The organism is Paraconexibacter algicola, assembly GCF_003044185.1.
Lineage (GTDB): Bacteria > Actinomycetota > Thermoleophilia > Solirubrobacterales > Solirubrobacteraceae > Paraconexibacter > Paraconexibacter algicola.
On record NZ_PYYB01000004.1, the window covers coordinates 318551 to 343379 of the forward strand.

23 protein-coding genes are annotated in these 24829 nt (G+C 72.8%); 8 read left to right on the forward strand and 15 right to left on the reverse strand.

Translation table 11 applies throughout. The features are described from left to right. The first annotated feature begins 145 nt into the window (after window positions 1–145). Complete coding sequence (locus C7Y72_RS20935; RefSeq protein WP_107571139.1) at window positions 146–1885, forward strand: NAD+ synthase; 1740 nt, start codon at window positions 146–148, stop codon at window positions 1883–1885. A gap of 33 nt (window positions 1886–1918) precedes the next feature. Here C7Y72_RS20935 and C7Y72_RS20940 read toward each other — a convergent pair whose 3' ends face one another. Continuing rightward, window positions 1919–2368 carry a PaaI family thioesterase gene (locus C7Y72_RS20940; RefSeq protein WP_107571140.1) on the reverse strand — a complete coding sequence of 150 codons (450 nt, stop codon included), beginning with the start codon at window positions 2366–2368 and terminating at the stop codon, window positions 1919–1921. 97 nt (window positions 2369–2465) lie between these two features. Between C7Y72_RS20940 and C7Y72_RS20945 the strand changes: the two genes are divergently transcribed. After that, on the forward strand, window positions 2466–3380 hold the full coding sequence (locus C7Y72_RS20945; protein WP_107571141.1) for a hypothetical protein: 915 nt from the start codon (window positions 2466–2468) through the stop codon (window positions 3378–3380). A gap of 27 nt (window positions 3381–3407) precedes the next feature. Here the strand turns inward: C7Y72_RS20945 and C7Y72_RS20950 are convergent, their stop codons facing one another. From C7Y72_RS20950 to C7Y72_RS23840, 8 genes are all read right to left on the reverse strand, one after another. Next, the gene (locus tag C7Y72_RS20950; protein ID WP_107571142.1) at window positions 3408–3851 is read right to left on the reverse strand and encodes an SRPBCC family protein; all 444 of its coding nucleotides are present in this window, start codon (window positions 3849–3851) and stop codon (window positions 3408–3410) included. 6 nt (window positions 3852–3857) lie between these two features. After that, the gene (locus C7Y72_RS20955; RefSeq protein WP_107571143.1) at window positions 3858–4403 is read right to left on the reverse strand and encodes an adenine phosphoribosyltransferase; all 546 of its coding nucleotides are present in this window, start codon (window positions 4401–4403) and stop codon (window positions 3858–3860) included. Next, window positions 4400–5182 carry a transcriptional regulator FtsR gene (ftsR, locus tag C7Y72_RS20960; protein ID WP_107571144.1) on the reverse strand — a complete coding sequence of 261 codons (783 nt, stop codon included), beginning with the start codon at window positions 5180–5182 and terminating at the stop codon, window positions 4400–4402. Before ftsR ends, C7Y72_RS20955 begins: the two co-directional genes overlap by 4 nt. Beyond that, on the reverse strand, window positions 5182–5655 hold the full coding sequence (locus C7Y72_RS20965; RefSeq protein WP_107571145.1) for a double zinc ribbon and FHA domain-containing protein: 474 nt from the start codon (window positions 5653–5655) through the stop codon (window positions 5182–5184). Before C7Y72_RS20965 ends, ftsR begins: the two co-directional genes overlap by 1 nt. Before the next feature lie 30 nt (window positions 5656–5685). Next, window positions 5686–5943, reverse strand: a complete 258-nt coding sequence (locus C7Y72_RS20970) for an RsiG family protein (protein WP_107571146.1) — start codon at window positions 5941–5943, stop codon at window positions 5686–5688. 75 nt (window positions 5944–6018) lie between these two features. Beyond that, complete coding sequence (locus C7Y72_RS20975; protein WP_233243948.1) at window positions 6019–6789, reverse strand: CDP-alcohol phosphatidyltransferase family protein; 771 nt, start codon at window positions 6787–6789, stop codon at window positions 6019–6021. Continuing rightward, entirely contained in the window at window positions 6771–8474 is a 1704-nt protein-coding gene (locus C7Y72_RS20980) for a proline--tRNA ligase (RefSeq protein ID WP_107571147.1), read from the reverse strand. Before C7Y72_RS20980 ends, C7Y72_RS20975 begins: the two co-directional genes overlap by 19 nt. A gap of 33 nt (window positions 8475–8507) precedes the next feature. Continuing rightward, window positions 8508–10019: a calcium-binding protein gene (locus tag C7Y72_RS23840; RefSeq protein ID WP_199224026.1), complete on the reverse strand. Its 1512-nt coding sequence runs from the start codon at window positions 10017–10019 to the stop codon at window positions 8508–8510. Window positions 10020–10133: 114 nt separating this feature from the next. Here C7Y72_RS23840 and C7Y72_RS20990 point away from each other — a divergent pair, with 114 nt between their 5' ends. From C7Y72_RS20990 to C7Y72_RS21005, 4 genes are all read left to right on the forward strand, one after another. After that, a complete protein-coding gene (locus C7Y72_RS20990; RefSeq protein WP_107571148.1) occupies window positions 10134–10739 on the forward strand; it encodes a superoxide dismutase in 606 nt (201 codons plus the stop codon). Window positions 10740–10891: 152 nt separating this feature from the next. Then, window positions 10892–12478, forward strand: coding sequence for a hypothetical protein (locus tag C7Y72_RS20995; RefSeq protein WP_107571149.1), 1587 nt, complete (start codon window positions 10892–10894; stop codon window positions 12476–12478). Window positions 12479–12518: 40 nt separating this feature from the next. Next, window positions 12519–14033, forward strand: a complete 1515-nt coding sequence (locus C7Y72_RS21000) for a hypothetical protein (RefSeq protein WP_107571150.1) — start codon at window positions 12519–12521, stop codon at window positions 14031–14033. Between the two features lie 10 nt (window positions 14034–14043). Further along, window positions 14044–15573, forward strand: a complete 1530-nt coding sequence (locus tag C7Y72_RS21005; RefSeq protein ID WP_107571151.1) for a hypothetical protein — start codon at window positions 14044–14046, stop codon at window positions 15571–15573. A gap of 15 nt (window positions 15574–15588) precedes the next feature. Here C7Y72_RS21005 and ispG read toward each other — a convergent pair whose 3' ends face one another. Next, a complete protein-coding gene (gene ispG, locus C7Y72_RS21010) occupies window positions 15589–16842 on the reverse strand; it encodes a flavodoxin-dependent (E)-4-hydroxy-3-methylbut-2-enyl-diphosphate synthase (RefSeq protein WP_107571152.1) in 1254 nt (417 codons plus the stop codon). Between the two features lie 33 nt (window positions 16843–16875). Between ispG and C7Y72_RS21015 the strand changes: the two genes are divergently transcribed. After that, window positions 16876–17940: an alpha-hydroxy acid oxidase gene (locus C7Y72_RS21015; RefSeq protein WP_107571153.1), complete on the forward strand. Its 1065-nt coding sequence runs from the start codon at window positions 16876–16878 to the stop codon at window positions 17938–17940. A gap of 7 nt (window positions 17941–17947) precedes the next feature. Here the strand turns inward: C7Y72_RS21015 and C7Y72_RS21020 are convergent, their stop codons facing one another. From C7Y72_RS21020 to C7Y72_RS23605, 5 genes are all read right to left on the reverse strand, one after another. After that, window positions 17948–19744 (reverse strand): AMP-dependent synthetase/ligase, encoded by a 1797-nt coding sequence (locus C7Y72_RS21020; RefSeq protein WP_107571154.1) that lies wholly within the window; start codon window positions 19742–19744, stop codon window positions 17948–17950. Between the two features lie 130 nt (window positions 19745–19874). Continuing rightward, window positions 19875–20954: a M50 family metallopeptidase gene (locus C7Y72_RS21025; protein ID WP_107571155.1), complete on the reverse strand. Its 1080-nt coding sequence runs from the start codon at window positions 20952–20954 to the stop codon at window positions 19875–19877. After that, window positions 20951–22117 carry a 1-deoxy-D-xylulose-5-phosphate reductoisomerase gene (gene dxr, locus C7Y72_RS21030; protein ID WP_107571156.1) on the reverse strand — a complete coding sequence of 389 codons (1167 nt, stop codon included), beginning with the start codon at window positions 22115–22117 and terminating at the stop codon, window positions 20951–20953. The genes C7Y72_RS21025 and dxr overlap by 4 nt, the downstream gene beginning before the upstream one ends. A gap of 90 nt (window positions 22118–22207) precedes the next feature. Beyond that, on the reverse strand, window positions 22208–23173 hold the full coding sequence (locus C7Y72_RS21035) for a hypothetical protein (RefSeq protein WP_107571157.1): 966 nt from the start codon (window positions 23171–23173) through the stop codon (window positions 22208–22210). A 769-nt stretch (window positions 23174–23942) separates the two neighbouring features. Continuing rightward, on the reverse strand, window positions 23943–24089 hold the full coding sequence (locus tag C7Y72_RS23605; protein WP_158276978.1) for a hypothetical protein: 147 nt from the start codon (window positions 24087–24089) through the stop codon (window positions 23943–23945). 88 nt (window positions 24090–24177) lie between these two features. Here C7Y72_RS23605 and C7Y72_RS22940 point away from each other — a divergent pair. Continuing rightward, on the forward strand, window positions 24178–24829 hold a 652-nt coding region (locus C7Y72_RS22940), incomplete at its 3' end, for a hypothetical protein (protein WP_146175487.1).

Genomic DNA, 24829 nt, shown 5'->3' on the forward strand with positions numbered 1-24829 from the left:
GGCTTTCGTTCAGCTGGGGGGAGTGATGCGGAACTACCCGCCACCTTACACAACCATGCACAGAACCTTCAACAAGTTCGTGATTTGTTGTTGAAGGCTTGTGAAACGTTTCGCGTTGCGGACACCGTGCGATCCTTCGCGTCCCATGCGGATCGCACTCGCCCAGCTGAACCTGACGGTCGGCGACCTCCCCGGCAACGAGGAGAGGATCGCCCGCTCGATCGACGAGGCCGCGGCCGCCGGGGCGCAGCTGGTCCTGTTCCCCGAGCTCGCGATCACCGGCTACCCGCCGGAGGACCTCCTGTTCAAGGAGCACTTCCTCGCGGACGCGCGCGCGGCGATCGAGCGGCTCGCCGGCCGCACCCGCGGGATCGTCGCGATCGTCGGCTTCCCCGAGCGGGCGGACGACGTCTACAACGCCGCGGCCGTCCTCGCCGACGGGGCCGTGCAGGGCGTCTACCGCAAGATGCGCCTGCCCAACTACGGGGTCTTCGACGAGGTCCGCTACTTCCAGGCCGGGGACCGCCCGATGATCGTCGACGTCGACGGCGTCCCCGTCGGCCTCACGATCTGCGAGGACCTGTGGGTCCCGGGCCCGCCCGCCACCGACGAGGCGCTCGCCGGCGCGCGCCTGATCATCAACCTCTCCGCCTCCCCCTTCCACGCGGGGAAGGGCGCCGAGCGCGAGCGGATGCTCCAGCAGCGCGCCCGCGACCACCTGGCCCCCGTCGCGTTCTGCGCGCTCGTCGGCGGCCAGGACGAGCTGATCTTCGACGGCCACAGCGTCGTGCTCGACCACGAGGGCCGCGTCGTCGCCCGCGCGCCGCAGTTCGAGGAGACCCTCCTGCTCGCCACCGTCGACACCCGTGCGGCCGGCAACGCGCGCCTGCGCGACACCCGCCCGCGCCTGGCGGTCCGCGAGCACCGTCCGACCGTCGAGACGATCGCGACGCTCACCACGGCCGCCCCGTCGGACGCCACCGGCGGCCCGGCCGCGCCCGCCGACGCCCCCGACGGCACGGTCGCCGCGACGCTGGACGCCGAGGCCGAGGTCTACGGGGCGCTCGTGCTCGGCACGCGCGACTACGTCGGGAAGAACGGCTTCCGCCACGTCGTGCTCGGGCTCTCCGGCGGCATCGACTCGACGCTCGTGCTGCTCGTCGCCGTCGACGCGCTCGGCCCCGAGCGCGTCAGCTGCGTCGTGATGCCCTCGCGCTACTCCTCCGACGGCACGCAGGGCGACGCCCGCACGCTCGCCGCCAACCTCGGCGTGCGGCAGCTCGAGCTGCCGATCCAGGGCCCGATGGTCGCCTACGAGGAGCTGCTCGCCGAGACGTTCGCCGACCGCGAGCCGGATCTCACCGAGGAGAACCTCCAGGCCCGCATCCGCGGCAACCTGCTGATGGCCCTGTCGAACAAGTTCGGCTGGCTCGTGCTGACGACCGGGAACAAGTCCGAGATGTCGGTCGGGTACTCAACGCTCTACGGCGACAGCGCCGGCGGCTTCGCGGTCATCAAGGACTGCCCCAAGCAGCTCGTCTACGCGCTGACCGCGTGGCGGCGCCGCCGCGACGCCGCCGACCCGGTCCCGGAGTCGATCGTCAGCCGGCCGCCGTCGGCGGAGCTGCGCCCCGACCAGCGCGACGACGACTCGCTGCCCCCCTACGAGATCCTCGACGCGATCCTCGAGGGCTACGTCGAGCGCGACCTCGGCCGCGAGCAGCTCGTCGCCCGCGGCTTCCCCGCGGCGGACGTCGACCGGGTCATCCGGCTCGTCGATCTCGCGGAGTACAAGCGCCGCCAGTCCCCGCCCGGCATCAAGATCACGCCGCGGGCGCTCGGGCGCGACCGGCGGCTGCCGATCACCAACCGCTACGGCGGCTGAGCGGGCGCGGGGCCGGCCGGCGCCCCGCGCCGGTCAGGTCGGGTCGCCGTGGGTCTCGCGCACGCGCGCGGCGACCTCGGGCGGCATCGGCCGGACCGCGATCGTCATGCGGATGATCGCGCACAGGCGGTCCTGCTCGTCGGTGATGTCGACCTCCCACACCCACGTCGTGCGGCCGCGGTGGCGGCGCGTGGCGGTCGCGCGGATGACCGACCCGAACACGGGCCGCAGGAAGTTCGTCTGGTTGGAGAGCCCCTGCGCCATCTCGCCGTCGTGGATGACCACCCGGGCGGTCCCCATCGACGTGATCGCCTCGGCGATCGACGCCAGCAGGCCCCCGTGGACGAGCCCCATCGGCTGCTTGTGGTGGTCCTGGATGTCGACGTGCGCGCGCACGAGGTCGTCGCGCTGCTCGTCCACGACGAGGCCGTAGAGTGCGTCGAAGGTGCGCTCGTAGGCCACGGGGGTCGGGAGATCGCTCATCCCCGGCACCCTAGTTCACCGCCTCCCCCGCCCCGGGGGTGCGGCGCGGCCGGGTCCGACGCGCGGCGGGGGCCCGTCCCGCTAGGCTCCGCGCCCTATGGCGCGCGTGGACGACCTGCCGGCCGATCAGAAGGCCGTCATCCAGCTCCTGCTCAAGCAGGGCAAGACCTACGACGAGCTCGCGGCGCTGCTGCGGCTCGACGGTGCGGGGGTCCGCGACCGTGCGCTCGACGCCCTCGACAGCCTCGGTCCCGACGACACCGGCGACCTCGAGTCCGAGCGCCAGGACGACATCTCCGACTTCCTGCTCGGGCAGCAGACCGCGTCCCAGCGCGCGGCGACCCGCGAGTTCCTCGAGACCTCGGCCGCCGGGCGCGCGTGGGCGCGGGTCGTCGCGGCCGAGCTGCGCCCGATCGGCGGCGACGCGCTCCCGGACATCCCGGCGGGCGGCCGCGAGGTCGACGAGGCGTTCGACGCGCTCGAGGCGCGCAAGGTCGCCCGCCAGGAGCGCGCGAAGTCCTCGCGGCTGGGCGGGCTGCTCGTCCTCATCGGCGTCGGCGTCGCGATCGCGGTCGGCGGCGTGCTGCTGATCGGCGGTGGCGACGACGAGAGCGACGACACGCCGACGACGACGCAGGCGGCGTCCACCGGCCCGACCGGCACCCCGTCGGTCGACGCGCAGATCAACCTGACGGCGGCCGTCCAGGGCTCGAAGGCCCTCGGCGTCGCGCAGGTCCTCTCCCAGGACGGGCAGCGCGCGCTGGCCGTCACGGCGCAGGACCTGCAGCCCAGCTCCCGCTACGTCGTGTGGCTCTACAACTCCCCGTCGGACGCGCAGTTCCTCGGGTTCGCGCCGCCGGTCGGCGACGACGGTCGCCTCAGCGGCCTGGCGCCCGTGCCGGCCGAGGCCACGAAGTTCCGCCAGCTCGTCATCACCAAGGAGAAGGTGGACCGCCCGAGCAAGCCCGGCACGATCGTGCTCCGCGGCCAGCTCGACCTCGGCGGCAACTAGCCGCGGCCGGTCGCGTCCGGCGCCGCCTCAGGCGGCGTCGGCGTGCAGCCGCTCGAGGCCGTCGAGCGCCTCGTCCAGCAGCGTCCGCGACGCCTTGCGGACCATCGGGCCCCCGAGTCGCGAGACGCCCTTCATCCTCGTCGTCTGCACGACGGTGACCTTCGTGCCCGCGGACTGCGGGTCGAGCCGCACCTCGATGCTCGACGCCTCGAGCAGGTTCTCGAACGGCGTGCCCTCGACCTCCTGCGCCCAGCCGGCGCGGGTCGGCTCGTCCAGGGCGGTCAGCCGGAAGTCCGCGCGCACGCTGCGGCCGCGCTCGGTCGTCATCACCTGCGTGAAGGAGCTGTCGTCGACCGCCTCGACGCGCAGGACCCGCGGCCACCAGCGCGGCAGGTGGTACGGGTCGCCGACGATCGTCCACAGCTCCTGCGGGGTGGCCGGGATGACGCGCGAGCGCTTGGTCGTGGGCACGGGCGGCTACTCGCTCTCGTAGGTGACCAGCGCGTGGACGGGGCGCGGCTCGAGCGCGGCACGGCCGGGCAGGAACGCGAGCTCCACGAGGAACGCGCAGCCCGCGACGGTGCCGCCGAGCTGCTCGACGAGCTCGCACAGCGCGCGGGCGGTCCCGCCGGTGGCCAGCAGGTCGTCGTGGACGAGGACGCGCGCCCCGTGGGCGACGGCGTCGCTGTGCAGCTCCAGGGCGTCGGTGCCGTACTCGAGCGCGTACTCGGCCCGGACGGTGGTGTGCGGGAGCTTGCCCGGCTTGCGGGCGAGCACGAAGCCGCAGCCCAGCTCGCGGGCGAGCGCCGGTCCGAGCAGGAAGCCGCGGGCCTCCGCCCCGATGACGACGTCCGGGGCCAGCGGGCGCGCCGCCGCGGCGAGGCCGCGGACGGCCGCGTCGAGCGCCACGGGGTCGGCGAGCAGCGTGGTGATGTCCTTGAAGCCGATGCCGGGCGACGGGAAGTCCGGGATCTCCCGGATCGCCGCGCGCAGGTCGACGGCTTTCGGGTCGGGCGTGCTCACCCGGCGATCTTGCGCAGGTCGCGGATCAGCAGCAGGTGCTTGAGGTGCGTGGTGACCGCGGCGAGGTTCTCGAGCGCCTCCAGCGCCTCCTTGCGGCGCTCGACGTTGCGCGAGCGCAGCGCCGGCGCGAGCAGCTGCTGCAGCAGTGCGGCCTCGCGGTCGGCGGAGGTGCGGAACACGCGCAGGTTGCGTCCGCCGACGCCGTAGCGGGCGAGCTCGGCGACGGCGCGCACGATCTCCCGCTCGGTCTCGTCGTAGTACTTCGTGCCCGCGCGGAGGTCGCCGCGGATGACGCCGTACTCCTCGAGCTCCTGCACGAGCTTCGGGTCGGCGCGGGTCTCCTCGACGACGTCGGCGAGCGAGTACATCGGGGCGTTGGGGCTGACGGTGACGCTCGTGCGGCGGCGGGCGCGCGGGTCGGCGCCGGGGCCGGACGGGGCCGGGGTGGCGCGCTCGTCCTCCTGGGCGCGGCCGGAGGCGAGCTCCTGGCGGATGACGCGCAGCGGCAGGAACTCGTCGCGCTGGAGCCGCAGGATCGTGCGCAGCCGCTGGACGTCGGAGGCGCTGTACAGCCGGTAGCCGCCGGGCGTGCGCCGCGGCTGCAGCAGCTTCTGGTCCTCGAGGTAGCGGATCTTCGAGATCGAGATGTCGGGGAACTCGGTCTGCAGCGACTTGCAGACCGCCCCGATCGTCATCGACTTGCGCGGCCGCTCGGACGGCTCGGGGTCGGGCTCGCCGGGACCACCGATCGGGTCGAGGTGCGGCTCGGCCACCGACATCAACGGGTGAGGAACGTGAGCTTGTACTTGCCGATCTGCAGCTCGTCGCCGTCGGCGAGGCGCTGGCTCTCGATCCGCTGGCGGTTCACGTAGGTGCCGTTGAGCGACCCGAGGTCGTCGAGATGCCAGTCGGCGCCACGACGGACGACGAGCGCGTGGTCGCGGGAGACGGTGACGTCGTCGAGGAAGACGGCGGAGTCGGGGCGCCGGCCGATCGAGTGGCGCTCGCCGTCGAGCGGGAAGCTCTCGCCGACCCGCCCGCCGCCGGCGCGGATGACGAGCGCCGCGCCCTGCGCGACGACGTCGTCGAGGTCGACGGGGATGAACTCCCCGGTCTCCCCCACGCGGTAGGTCGCCGTCTGGGACTCCCCGGACTCCGCGGTGCCGGTCGCGCCGATGTACGCGCCGCACTTCTGGCAGTAGTTCGCGCCCTCCGCGTTGACGAAGGCGCACTCGGGGCAGTGGACGGCCACGTTGCTCGCTTCCCTCCCTGGGGCTCGGGGCTAGACGCCCGTGTCCTCGCCGGCGGCGCGGCCCGCGAGGATGTCGGTCAGGCGCTGCACGTCGGCCCCGGTGATGACCTCTTCACCGGTCTCGTGCTTCTTGCGCAGCCGGTTGACGAGCTCGGCGCGGAGGATGTCGATCTTCCCGTGGAGGATCCGACGCTTGTAGGAGATGTCGATCTCCTCCTCGGTGAGCTGCTGGATGAGGTCCTTCAGCTCCTGGTCCGACAGGGACCCGAGGTCCGGGAAGGTGTCCATGCGTGATCTCGCTCCTGCGCGCGGTGGGTGGAAGGTGTCCGCGGCCGCGCGAGCATACCAGCGGGCTCCGAAGGGTCAACCAGAGCTTGAGGGTGCACCGTTCCGTGCAGCGATCTGGCGGCGCGCCTCACGGATGTACAGGACGGTCGCGGTCCAGCCCAGGCCGAGGCCGAGCACGAGGCTCGCCACCGCCAGCCAGTGCAGGTCGACGAGCGCGAAGAAGATCGCCCCCATCGTCGGCCCGACCGCGAGCCGCCCGGGCCAGTTGATCCGCAGCGTCGCGCCGCGCTTCAGCGCGTAGCGGCCGCCGAACAGCATCAGCACCTCGCGCGCGACGACGAGCGCCAGCGCCCAGCGGGGCAGCAGCTCGAAGTTCCAGACCACGACGACGCCGGAGATCACGAGCATCCGGTCGACGATCGGGTCCAGCAGCGCGCCGAACCGCGAGTACTGGCCGGTGATCCGCGCCGCGAACCCGTCGAGGTAGTCGCTCCAGCCGATGACCGCGAAGATGATCGCCGGCAGCGCGTCGGTCCCGGACTCGGAGCCGAGCGCGAGGACGAGGAACACGGGGATCAGCAGGGCCCGCACGAAGCCGATCGCGTTCGGGATCGTCCAGACGTTCCAGGGCGCGTCCTCGAGCGTGGCGCGGGGCGGCGGGCCCGAGCGGTCGAGCCCGAACAGCCGCCGCGCGGTCATGCGGATGTCCTCGGTGCGCTCGAGCGTCGTCTCGCGCGCCTGCTCGACGCGGCCGCGCGCGGTGTCGCGCGCCTGCTCGACGCGCTCGCGCGTGTTCTCGCGGGCCTGCTCGACGCGTTCGCGCGGCGTCAGGGGAGGGTCGCCCACAGCTCCTGCACCGCCTCGGCGGCGCCCGCGACGGGGACGCCCTCCTCGTGGTCGACCTGGCCGCGGCGACCCTGCGCCTCGAGCCGGCCCGACTCCAGCGAGCGGCGGCCGAGCGTCAGCCGCAGCGGGCAGCCGAGCAGCTCGGCGTCGGCGAACTTCGCGCCGGCGCCACCGTCGCGGTCGTCGTACACGACCTCGATGCCCGCCTCCTGCAGCTCGGCGTAGAGGGCGTCGGCGGCCTCGCGCTCGGGCGACCCGGCCTTGCCGAGCGACACGAGCTCGACGTCCCACGGCGCGATCGCCTTCGGCCACGCGATCCCGCGCTCGTCGGCGAACTGCTCGACCGAGGCGGCGGCGATCCGCGCGGGCCCGATGCCGTAGCAGCCCATGACGACCGGCTGCTGCTTGCCGTCCGGGTCCAGGTAGGTGGCGCCCAGCGGCTCGGAGTAGCGGGTGCCGAGCTGGAAGATGTTGCCGATCTCGATCGCCGGCTCGATGCGGACCGGGACCCCGTCGACGGTGTCGCCGAGCACGACCTCGCGCACGTCCCCGCGCGTGAAGCCGAAGTCGCGGCCGGGCCGCACGCCCTGGAGGTGCACGCCCTCCTCGTTGGCGCCGGTCGTGTACGAGGCGCCGTCGTCGTCGCGGACGGCGCGGTCGAGCAGCACGTCGACCTGCGCGCCGACGGGGCCCAGCGAGCCGGGCGGGCCGAGCCGCTCGCGGATCTCCTCCTCGGTGGCGGGCCGCCACGGCGCGCCGAGGTGGTTGCGCAGCTTCGTCTCGGAGATCTGGTGGTCGCCGCGCACGAGCACGAGCAGGAACCGGTCCTCCCCCGCGACGACCGGGAACGACTTCATCTGCGCCCCGTGCGGGATGCCCAGCAGCGAGGAGACGGCCTCGATCGTGCGCGCTCCGGGCGTCTCGACGCGGACCGGGGCGTCCAGCGGGGCGGGCAGCTCGACGGGCTGCGCGTCGGCGCTGGCGATCTCGAGGTTCGCGCTGTAGGCGCCGGCGATGACGACGTCGTCCTCCCCCGCGGCGCACGGGGCCATGTACTCGTGCGCCATCGTGCCGCCCATCATCCCGACGTCGGAGCGGCACTCGACCCACTCCAGGCCGCAGCGGTCGTAGATGCGGGCGTAGGCGCCGCGGTGGTGCTCGTAGGTCTCCTCGAGGCCCGCCTGGTCGCGGTCGAACGAGTAGGCGTCCTTCATGACGAACTCGCGCGTGCGCAGCACGCCGGCGCGCGGGCGCGGCTCGTCGCGCTCCTTCGTCTGGAAGTGGTAGAGGACCTTGGGGAGCTCGCGGTAGGACTTCACCACCTGGGCGACGTGGAAGGTCACCGCCTCCTCGTGGGTCATCGCGAGCACCATGTCCGCGTCCTTACGGTCGCGGAGGCGCATCAGCTCAGCGCCGACGGTGTCGTAGCGGCCGGAGCGCTTCCACAGCTCGGCGGGCAGCAGGACCGGCATGAGCATCTCCTGCCCGCCGATCGCGTCCATCTCCTCGCGGACGATCTGGACGATCTTCTGGTGGACGCGCCAGCCGGCCGGCAGCCAGCTCCACAGGCCCGCGCCGATCTGCCGCACGAGCCCGGCGCGCACCATCAGCTGGTGCGAGAGGGCCTCGGCGTCGGCGGGCGGCTGGCGCTCGGTGGGCAGGAGCAGGCTGGAGAGACGCGTCATCGGCCGGGCAAGCGTATCCGCGTTGCGACGGCGTCAGCCGCGCGCCACGCGCTCGCAGCCGCGGACGCGGTCGCGGCGGTCGACGCGGGCCTGGTCCGAACCGCGACCGCAGTCGACGGTCTCCGCGGTGCGGTCGCGCGCGTCGACGCGGTCGTCGCCGTCGCCGGCCTCGACGCGGTCCACCCCGGGGCCCGGCAGCAGGAGGTCCGCCCCGGCGCCGCCGAGCAGCCGGTCCCGTCCGAGCCCGCCGCGCAGGGTGTCGGCGCCCGGGCCACCCTCCAGCCGGTCGTTCCCGGCGGCCCCGGCGAGGCGGTCGTCCCCGGTGCCGCCGTCCAGGACGTCGCTGCCCGGCCCGCCCTCCAGGCAGTCGGGGCCGTCGCCGCCGCGCAGCAGGTCGCGGCCCGCCCGGCCGATCAGCCGGTCCCCGAAGCCGGTGCCGTTCAGGACCTCGTCGTCCCCGGTCCCGGTCTGGACGTTCGCGCACGGAGCGACGGTGAACGGGCGCGCGGCCGGGGCGACGCTCTCGGCGGTCAGGCGGGTCTGCGCGGCGGCGGACTCGTCACCGGCGACGAGCTCGGTCCCGCGCGCGCTCGCGCGCGCCTGCGTGCGGGCGACCGCGTCGACGGGCCCGGACAGCGTCACGGTGACCCTGACGGCGTCCCCGGGCGCGAGCCGGCCGAGCGCGCAGCGGGTCACGACGTCGGCCGTCGGCGCGCACGCCCCGGGGGCGTCCACGGCGGTCGGCGTGGCGCCCTCGACGGACTCGAGGTCGAGGACGGCCGCGTCGGCGGGGCTGGCGCCGCGGTTGCGCACGACGTAGACGTGGGTCAGCGGCCGCCCGGCGACCGCGTAGGTGGGCGCCGACGCGCTCGCGACGAGGTCGATGGCGCAGGCGCCGACCCGCGCGGGATCGGCGGGGCAGTCGTCCTGGGTGAGGTCGCCGTGAGCGTCCCCGTCGGCGTCGGGCTCGAGGTCGCCCGCGAGCTGGAGGTCGCCCGGGGAGCCTGCCGCGGCGTCAGGGGCGCGCGACGCCGCGCCGACCGGCCAGGCCGGAGGCTCCGCGACGACCGCGGCCGCCCCCGTGACCGCGGAGGCGACGGCGACCGGCGGCAGCGTCGCGCCGCGGACCGCGAGCAGGTCCCCCTCGCGGACCGCGAGCCGCACCGGCCAGCGCTGGACCCCGGTGCCGCCGTCGAGCGCTCGCGCGGGGGCGGCGGCGACCGGGCGCAGCAGACCCGCCCCGTCCGGGCGCAGCACCCGGACCTGGAGCTCGTCGGTGGTCCCGGCGGCGGCCCGCAGCCGGATCGCGACGAGGACGCCGTCGCGCGGCATGCCCGCCGGACGGCCGGCGGCGTCGCGGACGAGCGCGACGGTGCAGGCGGTCGCGTCGGCACCCGGGCACGGCTGCCCTCCGGCGCCGGGGACCGCGACGAGGGTCGGCTGCCCGACCGGCTCGGCGGCGGCAGCGGCCGCCGGGACCGCCGCGGCGACGGCCAGGAGGAGCGCCAGCGGACGGGCGCGGAAGGCGATGCGTGGGACCCCCATCGGCCGGGGATGATGACCGCTGGCCCGGTCGGCGCGCGGCGGCGTCCGGGGCAGCGCGACGCCGAGGGATAGGCTTGGCGTGCGTACCACCCGACACACCTCCAGGAGAACTCCATGGCCTTCACCGTTCCCCCGCTCCCCTACGCCTTCGACGCGCTCGAGCCGCACATCGACGCGCAGACGATGGAGATCCATCACGACAAGCACCACCAGGCCTACGTCGACAAGCTCAACGCCGCGGTCGAGGGCACCGAGTGGGCCGACAAGTCGATCGAGGAGATCGTCGCGAACCTCGACAGCCTCCCCGACGACAAGAAGGGCCCGGTCCGCAACAACGGCGGCGGCCACTACAACCACAGCCTGTTCTGGGAGTCGCTGAGCGGCTCCGGCGGCGGCGCCCCCGACGGGGAGCTCGGCGCGGCGATCGACGAGGCGTTCGGCTCGTTCGACGCCTTCAAGGAGCAGTTCGAGGCGGCCGGCGTCGGCCAGTTCGGCTCCGGCTGGGCGTGGCTCGTGCTCGACGGCGGCACGCTCGCGATCACCAGCACCCCGAACCAGGACTCGCCGCTCACCGCGGGCAAGACCCCGCTGCTGGGCAACGACGTCTGGGAGCACGCGTACTACCTGAAGTACCAGAACAAGCGCCCGGACTACCTGAAGGCGTTCTGGAACGTCGTCGACTGGGCGAAGGTCGCGGAGCGCTTCGCCGCCGCGAAGTAGCAGTCGTTCCGGACATCGCGCGCCGTCCGTCCACCCCGGCGGGGCGGCGGCGCGCCCCCGGAACTCCGACGCTACTCTCGTGTTCCGACCCGCGGGAACGGTCGCTCCAGGCCGCCCGCCCGTCCGAGCACCCGACCTGAAGCCGGAGCCCGATGTCCCACCGCCGCACCACCGCCCGCCGCAGCCTCGTCCTCGGCCTCGTCGGCCTCGGCCTGCTCGCGCCGTCCGGCGCCCAGGCCGCCCAGAACCAGCTGGGGATCATCCAGGACGACGACCTCCTCGTGTACCGCGACGACGCCACGCGTGATGCGGCGATGCGGCAGATGAAGGAGATCGGGGTCGACGTCGTGCGCGTCACCCTGCTGTGGGACCGCGTCGCCGAGGGCGCCCGCGACACGAAGGCGCTGGACAAGCGGTTCCGCAAGCTCGGCGCCGACGACCCGCGCGCCTACCCGAAGCTCAACTGGGACCGCTACGACCGGCTCGTGCGCGCCGGCAAGACGCTGAAGATCGGCGTCCTGTTCAACATCACCGGCCCCGGCCCGAAGTGGGGTCACGGCAAGGCGCCGGCCGGCACGAAGTCCGCGGTCGCGAAGGCCTGGAAGCCGAAGGAGCGCGAGTACTACAAGTTCGTGCAGGCGGTCGGCAAGCGCTACAGCGGCAAGTACAAGGACGAGAACGACGGGCGCCAGCGGCTCCCGAAGGTCCAGCTCTGGTCGCTGTGGAACGAGCCCAACCAGGCCGGCTGGCTCGCCCCGCAGTGGGAGAACAACAAGCCCGCCTCCCCCGCGCTCTACCGCAAGCTGTGGTTCTTCGGTCGTCGCGCGCTGACCTCCACCGGGCACGGCGGCGACCTCATCCTCGCGGGCGAGACGGCCCCGATCGGCGTCGCCGAGCAGACCGCGAAGTCGCCGATGCGGCCCAAGCGCTTCCTGCGCGAGTTCTTCTGCCTGGACGGCAACGGCGCCGGCTGCACCGACTTCGACAAGGAGGGCCCGGTCCAGGCCACCGCGTGGGCGCACCACCCGTACACGAAGAAGAACGCGCCGTTCCAGCGCGAGTCCGATCCGGAGGCGCTGACGCTCGCGAACATCGACGAGCTCGGCGCGCTGCTCGACGAGGCGGCCGCGAAGGGCCGGGTCAAGCAGGGCCTGCCGATCATGTCGACGGAGTTCGGCTACGAGACGAACCCGCCGGACCCGTTCCAGGGCATCTCGCTGGCCGACCAGGCCCAGAACATCGTCCTCGGCGAGTTCCTCACGTACAACAACCCGCGGATCCTCGGCCACTCGCAGTTCCTGCTGCGCGACGTGTCGCCCGTGCGCAAGCACAAGAAGGACTCCAAGGCGTACTGGTTCACCTACCAGTCCGGCCTGTTCAACCGCACCGGCACCGCGAAGCCCGCGGCGGGCGCGTGGTCGTTCCCGCTGACCGCGTTCACCACCGCGGTCGTGGACCCGGCCACCGGCCTGCGTGACGTCTCCGTGTGGGGCATGCTGCGCTTCCGGCCCAACGACCGGCCCGCGGGCGCCCAGGACCAGGTCACGATCCAGTGGCTGTCGGCGGACGGCACGAGCGGCTGGCTGCCGGTCGGGCCCGGCCCGGTCACGGTGACCAACGGCCACGGCTACTTCCAGGCGGCGGTGCAGACGCCCGGCCCGGGCTCGATCCGCGCGGTGTGGTCGAACCCGAACGAGAAGCCGTTCGTCGCGGTCAGCACGATCGGCAAGATCGGCTGAAACTCCGCAATCCGGGGGACCGCGTAGCGTTCCAGCTTCGATGCAGCGGTTCCTGATCTCCCTGGCGGCGGCCTGCGCGGTCGCCGCCACCATCGCGACCCCGAGCCACGCGGGCAAGCAGCAGCTGTCGGTCTTCCAGGACGACCGGCTGCTCGTGCTGTCCGGTGACAGCACGCGCGAGCGGACGCTCGACGACCTGCAGGAGCTCGGGGTGGACACGATCCACTCGGTCGCCTTCTGGCACAAGATCGCCCCGGCCCCGACCTCCCGGCGGCGGCCCAGCGGCTTCGACGGCAGCGACCCGGCGGCCTATCCCGCGGAGTTCTGGGACAAGTACGACGGGCTCGTGCGTGGCGCGTCGGTGCGCGGCATGGACCTCATCCTCAGTCCGTCGGCGCCGATCCCCTCGTGGGCGTCGGGCTGCCCGACGACGCGCCTGGCGCTGCGCCGCACCTGCCGCCCGAACCTCACGCAGTTCAAGCGCTTCGTCGCCGCGCTGGGCACCCGCTACTCCGGCGAGTACGCGGACGAGAACCAGGGTCGCGGCACGCTCCCGCGGGTCACCCGCTGGTCGGTGTGGAACGAGCCCAACCAGGGCGGCTGGCTCACCCCGCAGTACGCGCGGGTCAAGGGCCGCGTCGTGTCCGTCAGCCCGGTGATCTACCGCGGGCTCGTGCGCTCGGCGCTGAAGGCGCTGCAGCAGACCGGGCACGGCTCCGACGACATCCTGCTCGGCGAGACCGCGCCGCTGGGGCGTCGTACCGGCTCGCTGTCGACCCGTCCGACGCCGCCGACCGAGTTCCTGCGCGACCTGCTCTGCCTCGACGCGCGCGGGCGCAAGCTCACCGGCAGCCGCGCCCAGACGATGGACTGCCGGGGGTTCACCCGCATCGGCGTCAGCGGGGTCAGCCACCACCCGTACACGCGCGGCGGCAGCCAGCCCCCGACGGCGAAGGGTCTGCCGACCGAGATCACGATGTCCTCGGCGTCGCGCCTGAAGGCGATCCTGACCGCCGCGGGCCGCCAGCAGCGCCTGCGCAGCGGCCTGCCGATCTGGTACACGGAGTACGGCTTCCAGACCAACCCGCCGGACGAGCTCTTCGGGGTGTCCCTCGAGGAGCAGGCGCGGTTCATCAACCAGAGCGACTTCCTCGCCTACCAGGACCGCGCCGTCCGCTCGGTCGCCCAGTACGAGCTGCGTGACGAGGCGAACCTCGCCTCGTTCCAGACCGGCCTGCGGTTCAACGACGGCCGCCCGAAGCCCGCGTTCGCCGCGTACCGGCTGCCGATCTGGGTGGCCCGCTCGACCGGCGGCCGGCTGCGCGTCTGGGGCCAGGTGCGCCCGGCGGCCGACGACGCGCTGGAGGACGTCGAGGTGCAGAACGACCCCGACGGGAGCGGCGACTTCAGCACCGTGGAGACGGTGCAGACGACCGACGCCAAGGGCTTCATCGACGTGCGCGTGCCGTCGCGCGGCGGGACCTGGCGGCTGCGCTGGACCCCCAAGGACGGTGGGCCGACCGTCACCTCGCGCGTGGCCCGCGTCGGAGGCTGACGGGCGCGCGATGGGGCGGTCCGGGCTGCGCGCCGCGCTCGGGCTGCTGCTCGTCCTGCTCACCGGCCTGTCCGTGCCGGCGGCGGCCCCCGCGGCGCGCGACCTCGAGGTCGGGATCGCCGACGACGCGGTCTTCCTGCACCGTCCGGCGCAGGCCCCGCGGATCGTGCGCCGCTGGAAGGCGCTCGGGGTCGAGGTCGCGCGCGTCCACGCGCGCTGGATCGTCATCGCCCCCCGCCCCCACGACCGGCGCCCGCCGCGCGGCTTCAACGCGACCGCGCACACCGACCCGGGGTACAACTGGGCGACGCTCGACCTCGCGGTCGACACGCTGCGGGCCGCGGGGATCCGGCCGATGGTCTCGATCACCGGGTCCGGTCCGCTGTGGACGAGCCTCGAGCCCCGACGGGGCAACCACCGCTGGAAGCCCGATCCGGCGCAGTTCGCGGCGTTCGCGCACGCGGTCGCCACCCGCTACCGCGGCCGGGTGCACCGCTACATCGTCTGGAACGAGCCCAACCAGGCGGCCTGGCTGCAGCCGCAGTTCACCTGTCGCCGCGGGCGGTGCACCCCGTTCTCCCCGCACCACTACCGGCGGCTGTACCGCTCCGCGTACGACGCGGTCAAGCGGGTCGACCCCGGCGCGCAGGTGCTGACCGGGGCGCTCGCGCCCAAGGGCTCCAACCCGCGCCGGCCGAACGCCGCGATGCGCCCGCTGACCTTCCTGCGCGCGATGTCGTGCGTCTCGGAGCGCTACCGGCGGCTGCGCAGCGGCGGCTGTCCGCGGCAGGGGGCGCTGCGCACCGACGGCCTCGCCTACCACCCGCACGGCGTGCAGCGCGCCCCCGACCAGCGCAACCCCCAGCGCGACGAGGCCGGGCTCGCCGACCTGCCGCGGCTGAAGGCCGCGCTCGACCGGTCGGTCGCCCGGGGCATCCTGCGCGGCCCGTCGCGGCGCCGCCCGCTGGACCTCTACCTGACCGAGTACGCGTACCAGACCAACCCGCCCGACCGGGCGATCGGCGTGTCGCTGGCCAAGCAGGCCCGCTGGCTGGCGCAGTCCTCCTACCTCGCGTGGCGCGACCCGCGCGTGCGCACGCTCGCCCACTACGAGTGGCGCGACGAGAAGATCTCGCGCAAGGCGCCGACCGGGACGCGGGCGTACGCCTCGTGGCAGTCCGGGCTCCTGTTCGCCGACGGCCGCCGCAAGCCCGCGCTCGCCGTGTTCCCGAACCCGCTCTGGGCGTTCACGAGCGGTGCGCGCGTGCGCCTGTGGGGCCAGGTCCGGCCGGGCGAGGGCCGCACCGGCGTCGTCGTGCTGCGCCGGCGCGCCGGGTCCCGCACCGCCCGACCGGTCGCGCGGGTGCGGACCGACCGCCGCGGCGTGTGGACCACGTCGCTCTCGCGGCGCGGAGCGCGCCGCGGCGACACGTACGCGTTCCGCTACGTGCTGCCGCCCGCCGTGACCGGCCGGGCGACCCCGCTGCGGCGGACGACGCCGGCGCTGCGCCCGGCGGGCGTCCGGCCGCGGACGCGCTAGACGACCGACGGGCCCCTAGGCGCGGGTGAAGCGCCGGCCCGCGGTCGGGGAGCTCTGCTCGTCGACCGCGGCCGCGGCCTCCTCGGCCTCCTTCTTGGCCTGCTCGGCCTCGAGCGCCGCGAGCCGCTCGGGCGTCATCGCCTCCGCGTCCTCGTTCTCGGCCAGCCACTGCTTCGCCTCGGCGGCGGCGCGCTCGTCGACGACGACGGTCTTGCCTGCCTCGTAGTAGCGGTCGATCTCGGCGAACAGCTCCTCGACGAGCCGGTCGGTCGGCACCTTCTTCAGCGGCTCGCCCTTGGAGAAGATCATCGCCGCGTCCTTCGCGCCGGTGATCCCGAAGTCCGCGTGGCGGGCCTCGCCGATGCCGTTGACCGCGCAGCCGAGGATCGACACCTCGATCGGGTCCGCGTAGGCCTCCAGGCGCCGCTCGACCTCGGCGACGACCGAGTCCATGTCGAACTGCAGCCGCCCGCAGGTCGGGCAGGCGATGAGCACCGGGCCGCGCTCGCGCAGCTTCAGCGCCTTGAGGATCTCCCAGCCGACCTTGACCTCCTCCTCCGCGTGGAAGGTGGAGAGCGAGATCCGGATCGTGTCGCCGATGCCGTCGGCCAGCAACGTGCCGAGGCCGACGGCGCTCTTCAGCGAGCCCGACCACTTCGTGCCCGCCTCGGTGACGCCGAGGTGCAGCGGGTACGGGATCTTCTCGGCCATGATGCGGTTCGACGCGATCGTGTTCGGCACGCTCGTCGACTTCATCGACAGCTTGAAGTTCTCGAACTTCAGCGACTCCATCAGCGCGACGGTCTCGAGGCCCGCGGCGACGAGCGCGTCGACCGGGTTGGTGAACTCGAGCTCACGCAGGTGCTTGGGCAGCGACCCGGAGTTGACGCCCACGCGCAGTGGGACGTCGGCGCGGCGGGCGGCCTCGACGACCTCGGCGACCTTGTCGGGCCCGCCGATGTTGCCCGGGTTGATCCGCACGCAGTGCGCGCCGGCGTCGATCGCCTTGAGCGCGAGCGTGTGGTTGAAGTGGATGTCGGCGATGATCGGGATCGGCGACTCGGCGACGATCGTCTTCAGGGCCTCGACGTCCTCGTCGCGCGGGACGGCGACGCGGACGAGGTCCGCCCCCGCCTCGGCGACGCGGCGGATCTGCGCCATCGTCTCCGGCAGGTTCGCCGTCTCCGTCTTGGTCATCGTCTGGACGGCGACGGGGGCGCCGCCCCCGATCGGGACGCCGCCGACGTGGATCTGGCGCTGGGAAGCCATATGCCCAGTGTACGCCCGTTAGGGTCTCGGCCGATGACCGCGCAGCCCGTCAACCTCCACGACTACGAGGCGCTGGCCGCGGAGCGGATGCCGCCCGGACCGCACGCCTACTACGCGGGCGCCGCCGGGGACGAGCGCACGCTGCGCGACAACCAGGAGGCGTTCGCGCGTCACCGCCTGCTGCCGCGGTGCCTCGTGGACGTCAGCGGCGTCAGCGCCGCGACGACCGTGCTCGGCACGCCGGTGTCGATGCCGGTGCTCGTCGCGCCGACCGCGCTGCAGAAGCTGGCGCATCCGGACGGCGAGGAGGCGATGGCGCGGGCCGCGGCGCGGGCGGGCACGATCATGACCGTCTCGACGATCGCGACGACGCGCCCGGCGGACGTCGCCGCCGCCGCGCCCGACGCGCCCCGCTGGTTCCAGGTGTACGTCCTGAAGGACCGGGGCGTGACCCGGGCGCTGGTCGACGAGGCGATCGACAGCGGCTACCGCGCGCTGGTGCTGACCGTCGACGCGCCGCGCGCGGGCCGGCGCGAGCGCGACCTGCGGGCCGGCTTCTCGGTCCCGCCCGGGATCGACATGCCGGCGGTGTCGGCGGCGCTGGGCTCCACCACGGGGATCGACGCGGCGGGGTTCTTCTCGCTGATGGACCTGACGCTCACGTGGAAGGACCTCGAGCGGCTCGTGCAGGACAGCCCCGTGCCGGTGCTGGTCAAGGGCATCCACCACCCCGCGGACGCGGACCGCGCGGTCGAGCACGGGGCGGCGGGCGTGATCGTCAGCAACCACGGCGGCCGCCAGCTCGACGGGGTGCCCGCGAGCATCGACATGCTCGGGCCGGTGGTCGACGCGGTCGGCGACCGCGTCGAGGTGCTGATGGACGGCGGGGTGCGCCGCGGCACCGACGTGCTCACGGCCCTGGCGCTCGGCGCCCGCGCGGTGCTCGTCGGCCGCCCGATGCTCTGGGGGCTGGTGGCCGACGGCGAGGACGGCGCGGCCCACGTGCTCGAGCTCCTGCGCGCGGAGCTCGAGCTGGGCATGACGCTGCTCGGGACGCCCGGGCCGGGCGACGTCTCCGCCGCCCACCTGGCGCCCTGAGCGGTCGCTAGTCGACGTACATCGCGTCGATCGTCTCCGCGTACTTCGCGTCAATCGGCCGGCGCTTGAGCTTCATCGTCGGGGTCAGCTCGTCGCCGCCGGGCAGCCAGTCGCCCGGGACGATCGTGAACTTCTTGATCTGCTCGACGCGGGCGAGCTTCTCGTTGGCCTGCGCGACGGCCTCCTCGACCGCGGCACGGACCTGCTCGTTCCCGGCGAGGGCCTCCAGCGACGTGTCCTCGATCCCCTGCTGGGACGCCCACAGCGGCGCGAAGTCGGCATCGAGGACGAGCAGCGCGGTGTTGTAGCGGCGCGCGTCCCCGATGCAGCAGGCCTGGGCGATCAGCGGCGAGGAGCTCTTCAGCGTCGCCTCGATGTTCGCGGGCGACATGTTCTTGCCGGCCGCGTTGATGATGATCTCCTTCTTGCGGTCGACGATCTTCAGGTAGCCGTCCTCGTCGAGCGTGCCGATGTCGCCGGTGTGCAGCCAGCCGTCGGCGTCGATCGTCTCCGCGGTCTTCTCGGGCTGGTTGCGGTAGCCGAGCATGACCATGCCGCCGCGCACGAGCACCTCGCCGTCCTCGGCGATGCGGATCTCGGCGCCGGGCGCCGCGGGGCCGACGGTCCCGATCTTGATCTTGTCGGGCGGGTTGCAGGTGCCGGCGCCGCAGGTCTCGCTCATGCCCCAGAGCTCGGCGAGCGGGATGCCGATCGCGTGGAAGAACTCGAGGACCTCGACGGGCGTCGGGGCGGCCCCGACGTTCACGGCGTTGATCTGGTCGAAGCCGAGCATCGCGCGGATCGGCGCGAACATCGCCTCGTCGGCCTTGGCGACCGCGGCGGCGAGCTCCTCGGGGACGGGCTCGCCCGCCTGCTCGAGGCGGACCTTCTGGATCGCGGCGGCGAGGGCGCCCTCCGCCTTGGCGCGCTCCTCGGGCTCGCGGGAGGCGATCTGCGTCTCGAGCCCGGACTTCAGCTTCTCCCAGATCCGCGGGACGGCGAAGAACCAGTTGGGCCGCACCTCCGGCAGGTACCCGAGCACCTGGCGCGGGTCGGGACAGCAGGTGATCGTGAAGCCGAAGACGATCGGGAGGTAGTGGTGCGCGGCGCGCTCGGCGATGTGCGCGGCGGGCAGCCAGGAGATGACGCGGGCGCCCTCGGGGAACTGCACGAGCGCCTCGATGCCCACGACGGCGGCGAGGAGGTTGCGGTGCGCCAGCTGCACGCCCTTGGGCGGGCCGGTCGTGCCCGAGGTGTAGATCAGGGTGAGCACGTCGTCGCCGTCGAGCTCGGCGACGGACGCCTCGACGTCGAAGTCCGGGTTGGACCCCTCGACGGCGGACAGCGGCGTCGTGCCCTCGGGGGCGTCGCCGTCGATGACGATGACGTGCTCGAGGTCCGGGAGGCTCTTGCGCGCCTCGAGCACCTGCGGCAGAAAGGCCTGCTCGGTGACGAGCACGCGCGCGTTCGCGTCGGAGACGACGAACTCGATCTGCTCGGGCGTGTACTGCATGTAGATCGAGAACGGCGTGGCGCCGACCATCATCGCGGCGACGTCCACGAGGTGGAACTCGGGGCGGTTGATGAGCAGGATCGCGACGCTGTCGCCCTTGCGCACCCCGAGCCCGGCGAGGCCGCCGGCGAGGGCGTCGACGCGCTGCTGCAGCTCCCCCCAGGTCCAGGCGACCTCGTCGCCCATCGTGCGGATCGCGGTCTCCCCCGCGCGCTGCGTGGCGGTGATCCGGAAGGCCTCGGCGATCGACCGGGCGTCGACGGCCCGCCGGCCGGCGGTGCTGCTCTCCATGTGGGTGCTCCCTCTCCGTGTCCGGGACGCCGCCACGCGGCCCCCGCTCTCGGCCGCCAGCGTACCGGAGCCCGGGGTCCGCCGTCACGAAGATGACGCAGGCGTCACCTTGCCCGGACAGGGCGTCCGGTCAGTTGATGCCGAACCCCTCTCCGCGCAGGCGCCCGATGTCGTTCGTGAGGCCGATGGCGAAGATGAAGATCACGAGCACGAAGCCCACGACGCTCGCGCGCTCCATGACGCTGAACGGGATCGGCTTGCGCCGGATCTTCTCCGCGGTCGCCCAGAAGATGTGCCCGCCGTCGAGCGGCAGGAACGGGAACAGGTTCACGATCGCCAGCGACAGCGAGATGATCGCGAGGATGTTCACCGTCTGGACCCAGGAGACCTCGACCGACTGCCGGGTCGTCTCGTAGGAGCCGACGACACCGGAGACCTCCTTGCGCGCCTCCGCGTCGTAGAACAGCCGGGTGATCGCCTCGACGGTGCCGGTGGTGATGTTCCACATGTCGGTGACGCCCTCCTTGGCGGCGCCGCCGATGCCGAACGTCTTCTCCTGCGTGCCGAAGCCGAAGCCCAGCCGGGTGCGCTCGAGCGCCCCGTCGAAGCGGGGGGTCACCTCGACCGCGACGCGGCGGCCGTCCCGCTCCACGACGAGCGCGACCGGCTCGGCCGCCGAGCAGCCGGTGATCTGCTGGGCCGGGCAGCGGTGGGTCGAGACCTGCCGGGAGATCTCCTCGGTGCTCGACACGGGCCGCCCGTCGACCGAGACGACGCGGTCCCCGGGCTGCAGCTTGCCCTGGGCGGGCGCGCCGGGCTCGATCGCCTCGACCCGTGTCGTCGGCTCGAGCAGGGTCTGGGTCGCATAGAGGCCGGTGAGCACGACGAACGCGATCAGGACGTTCATCAGCGGGCCCGCGGCGATGACGACGATCCGCTTCCAGACGGGCTGGCGGTAGTAGGCGCGGTGGGCGACCTCCTCCGGCACGTCCTCCTCCGGGTTCATCCCGGTGATCTTCACGTAGCCGCCGAGCGGGATCGCCCCGATGCCGTACTCGGTCTCGCCGCGGCGGACCTTCGCGAGGATCGGCGGGAAGAACAGCGCGAACCGCTCGACGCGCATGCCGACGGCCTTGGCGGCGGCGAAGTGCCCGAACTCGTGCAGGACGATCAGCGCGGCGAAGCCGACGAAGGCGATGACCCAGCTCACGCGGCGACCTTCTCGACGAGCTCGGCGGCGACGGCGCGGGCCTCGCGGTCGGCCTCGTAGAGCGTCTCGAAGGCGCGGATCGGGGCGCTGCCGAGCGCGTCGAGGGCCCCGGCGATCACGTCGGGGATCCCGAGGAACGGGAGCCGGCCACCGAGGAAGGCGTGGACCGCGATCTCGTTGGCCGCGTTCAGCACGCAGGGCGCGGTGCCGCCCGCGGTGCCGGCCTCGATCGCCATCCGCAGGCACGGGAACGCCTCGGTGTCGACCGGCTCGAACGTCAGCGACCCGACCTCGGCGAGGTCGAGCGGCCGCAGCGGCAGCGGCACGCGCTGCGGGTGGTGCAGCGCGTAGGCGATCGGGGCGCGCATGTCGGGATGGCCGAGGTGCGCGAGCGCCGCGCCGTCGACGAGCGTGATCAGCGAGTGGACGATCGACTGGGGGTGCACGACGACGCCGATGCGCTCGTACGGCGTGCCGAACAGGTGGTGGGCCTCGATCACCTCGAGGCCCTTGTTCATGAGCGTGGCGGAGTCGATCGTGATCTTGCCGCCCATCGCCCAGGTCGGGTGCGCGAGCGCCTGCTCGATCGTGACGCCCTCGAGCTCGGCGCGGCTGCGGCCGCGGAACGGGCCGCCGGAGGCGGTGAGCACGAGCTTCTCGATCGAGTCGAGGCCGCCGGTGGCGTGCTCGCCGTGGACGAGCTGGTGGATCGCCGAGTGCTCGCTGTCGACCGGCAGGATCTGGGCGCCGGTCGCCTCGGCGAGCGCCATGACGAGCTCGCCGCCGACGACGAGCGACTCCTTGTTGGCGAGCGCGAGGTCGATGCCCTCGCCGAGCGTCGCGACCGTCGGCCCGAGCCCCGCCGATCCGACGAGCGCGTTGAGCACGAGGTCGGCGCCGGACTCGAGCACCAGCTGGACGAGGCCCTCGGGGCCGCGCAGCACCTCGCCGTCGGTCCAGGCCTCCGCGGCCTGCGCCGCGAGGTCCAGGTCGGTGACCGCGATCCGCGGCACCCCGTGCTGGACGGCCTGCTCGACGAGCTGCCTCCAGTTCGTCTGGGCGCTGAGCCCGACGACCTCGAGGTCGTCGGAGCGCGAGATCACGTCCAGGGCCTGGGTCCCGATCGACCCGGTGGACCCCAGCAGGAGGATGCGGCGGGACACCCCCGAGATGATGGCAGCCCGGCCGTCACCGGCCCGTCACGGGCAGGTCGGCGGTGCCCCGGCCGTGACGGCCGGGGCATGCCAGGGGGTCTAGACGAGCGCGGGCTCGCGGACCGGCGCGGGCGTCGGGACGACGTCCAGGCCGCCCTCGCGGCGCATCGTCGCCCAGAGCTCGTCGCGCGAGCGCCCGGGGACCGCCACGTAGCGGAACATCCGCGGCAGCGTCCAGGCCAGCGCGGGCTCGTCGTCCTTGACGCCCTGCAGGTAGTGCAGCAGCGCGATGAAGAAGCAGGCCTCCACCATCATCATCGCCGCGGCGATCCAGCGCAGCGCCTCCGGCATCCCGGAGTTGTGCGCGATCAGGTGGATCCAGCCGACGGTGAAGTAGGTGGCCGCCATCCCGTAGGACGGCGCCATCACCAGCAGCCACTTGCGGCCGCCCTTCAGGCGCGGCACGCCGTAGGCGAGGATCGAGCCGACCGCGACGAACGAGGCGCTGTTGATGAACGCCCACCAGTACGGGAAGCCGAGGAACTCGAACGGCTGGATGCCGTAGTACGTGTAGACCCCGAGGTTGATGCCGATGGTCTCCATGACGGCGTCGAGGATCCCGCCCATCGCGAAGAGCATGAAGTAGTGCTTGCGCTTCGCCCCGTTGCTGATGACGAAGTAGCAGAAGTACGACATCAGGCCCAGGAAGGCGACGTAGCAGAGCGGGATCAACAGCGGGACCGAGACCCCGAAGTTCGTATAGACCATCTGCAGGTTCGGGGCCCAGTGCAGGTGCCCGAGCATGTCGAGCATCGCCTCTTCGAACGAGCAGATGAAGCCGCCGACGATCACGATGATCGGCAGCCAGTGCCCTTGACGGGCGGACCGGATGGCCCACGGCAGCGCGAACAGCACGACGGCCGCTCCCGCGATGAAGAAGAAGGCGATCTCGGCACCGCCGCTGGCCGGGTCGAGTGCCGGCTGATCCGAGGGGATGACGTTGGGCGGATAGCCCTCCTCACCCAGCAACGGGTTCCATTCGTTCCACCAACTGGTAGCGCTCATGGGCGCGAGCCTAACCAGAATCGAACACCGTGTACAGGCAAACGAACAAATTGTTCGATGCCGGGTCGCGGGCTACATGGCCCAGTGCTCGGGTTCGTGTCATCAGGGGCCAAGTAGCAACGGCTGCGCTTCGCCGCGACGACTCAGGCCGTGCGGAGAACGAACCGAGCACCATGCTCATCATCAGCCTCACACCGGCTGAAGGGTTCCGCCGAGCCCCAGCCTCCTCCGGGGACGCGGTTCGCCGAGAGCGCTCAAGTGCGACACGTGACGTGCCGATAGGTCGGCTGTCCGCACCGTGCGGCTTGTCTGCTGTGCGGATTTGCTCCGGAGAGTTCTCATGCGTTGTCGTCTTGTTGCCGCACTGGCTGGTGCTGCCTGCTGTCTTGGAGGAGGAACAGCGCTCGCTGCCGATCCAAAGAAGGTCGAGCCGGCACCCGCCGTCGACGACGCGGCCGCGAACGAGCGCGCGGAGAACGACGCGAAGAGCCGTCGAGCTCGGCGGCAGAGCGCTGAGGCGAAAAGCCGGCGATCGCGGTCTCGGTCTGCCCATCGTGACCTGACCAACCCGGAAGCCCGCGACCTGGCGGCGGACCGCTTTGCAGACTTCATGCGTGCGCCGCTCTTCGACGGACGCAACCCGGGAACGGGCGCAGTGAAGTCACGACGAGGGTCACGAGCGGCGGTGGTCAGCGATGGTGGCTCCAACGCCCTCGTGGTCTCCTCGGCGCCGCTGTCCGTTCCGGGGCCGGCGAGGCGGGTGCCGCTGTCAGCGGCCCAGCGGGCCCACCACGGCCCCGTGCCCGACCGCGCCGAGCGCCAAGGACTTCGAGTACACCGCCGCCCAGCTCAACGAGGGCATCTCGACCTTGACTGGAACGGCGACGGACGCCGTCAACAACACCAGATCGATCACTTGGCAGCTCAAGGTCGATAGGACGCATCCGAGCGTCGCGCTTCCCTTGGTCGGAGACGACGTCGATCCGGACCCTGAGGACCCGGCCGTGTACGTCGCGGTCAACGAGTCCCAGTTCAGCTTGCTGGCTGAGCCCACCGACGTCTACTCAGGGGTCACCCGCGTGCGCCTACTTGATGGGCTCGCGAATCAGGTCTCCAGCCACGACTTCGATTGCTCGACCGGTTGCCCGACTGCGCCTGCCGCGGTAGCCCTCTCGGGCCCAGTCTCGTCACTCACGACCGACCAGACCTACACCGTCGAGGTCACTGACGCGGTCGGTCTGAAGAGCTTTCATCCTGTGCGACTCGTGGCTGACCGTGATGCTCCTCTTGCGCCTGCCGAAGTGGCGCTTCGCTCCTACACGGTCGGGGCACCTGCCGCGATTGGATGGGAGACGCAGGAGGACCCCGACATAGGAACAGATCTCAGAGGGTCTGGGATCGCGCGCTCTGAGTACCGCGTACAGCGCCTTCTCGGCAGCTTCGGACCTTGGGAGTCAACCGAAGAGGACCAGTTTGAGATCTCGGCCCTGCCGGCAGAGACTGTCCAAGTGGAGGTTCGTTCGGTCGACGCTGCCGGAAACGTTGGACCGACTGCGGGGCAAACAGTCACCATCGTGCCGACGAACGATCCAACGCCGGCTCAGCCAGTCGGCGGCACGAACACAATCTGGAGTTCCCCCGTTTCGGTGGACAGGG

Excerpts from the sequence above, each read along its gene's own strand:
- C7Y72_RS20935 (WP_107571139.1), top strand. The coding sequence starts at position 146 with ATGCGGATCGCACTCGCCCAGCTGAACCTGACGGTCGGCGACCTCCCC.
- C7Y72_RS20940 (WP_107571140.1), bottom strand. The coding sequence starts at position 2,368 with ATGAGCGATCTCCCGACCCCCGTGGCCTACGAGCGCACCTTCGACGCA.
- C7Y72_RS20945 (WP_107571141.1), top strand. The coding sequence starts at position 2,466 with ATGGCGCGCGTGGACGACCTGCCGGCCGATCAGAAGGCCGTCATCCAG.
- ftsR (WP_107571144.1), bottom strand. The coding sequence starts at position 5,182 with ATGTCGGTGGCCGAGCCGCACCTCGACCCGATCGGTGGTCCCGGCGAG.
- C7Y72_RS20970 (WP_107571146.1), bottom strand. The coding sequence starts at position 5,943 with ATGGACACCTTCCCGGACCTCGGGTCCCTGTCGGACCAGGAGCTGAAG.
- C7Y72_RS20980 (WP_107571147.1), bottom strand. The coding sequence starts at position 8,474 with ATGACGCGTCTCTCCAGCCTGCTCCTGCCCACCGAGCGCCAGCCGCCC.
- C7Y72_RS23840 (WP_199224026.1), bottom strand. The coding sequence starts at position 10,019 with ATGGGGGTCCCACGCATCGCCTTCCGCGCCCGTCCGCTGGCGCTCCTC.
- C7Y72_RS20990 (WP_107571148.1), top strand. The coding sequence starts at position 10,134 with ATGGCCTTCACCGTTCCCCCGCTCCCCTACGCCTTCGACGCGCTCGAG.
- C7Y72_RS20995 (WP_107571149.1), top strand. The coding sequence starts at position 10,892 with ATGTCCCACCGCCGCACCACCGCCCGCCGCAGCCTCGTCCTCGGCCTC.
- C7Y72_RS21000 (WP_107571150.1), top strand. The coding sequence starts at position 12,519 with ATGCAGCGGTTCCTGATCTCCCTGGCGGCGGCCTGCGCGGTCGCCGCC.
- C7Y72_RS21005 (WP_107571151.1), top strand. The coding sequence starts at position 14,044 with ATGGGGCGGTCCGGGCTGCGCGCCGCGCTCGGGCTGCTGCTCGTCCTG.
- ispG (WP_107571152.1), bottom strand. The coding sequence starts at position 16,842 with ATGGCTTCCCAGCGCCAGATCCACGTCGGCGGCGTCCCGATCGGGGGC.
- C7Y72_RS21015 (WP_107571153.1), top strand. The coding sequence starts at position 16,876 with ATGACCGCGCAGCCCGTCAACCTCCACGACTACGAGGCGCTGGCCGCG.
- C7Y72_RS21020 (WP_107571154.1), bottom strand. The coding sequence starts at position 19,744 with ATGGAGAGCAGCACCGCCGGCCGGCGGGCCGTCGACGCCCGGTCGATC.
- C7Y72_RS21035 (WP_107571157.1), bottom strand. The coding sequence starts at position 23,173 with ATGAGCGCTACCAGTTGGTGGAACGAATGGAACCCGTTGCTGGGTGAG.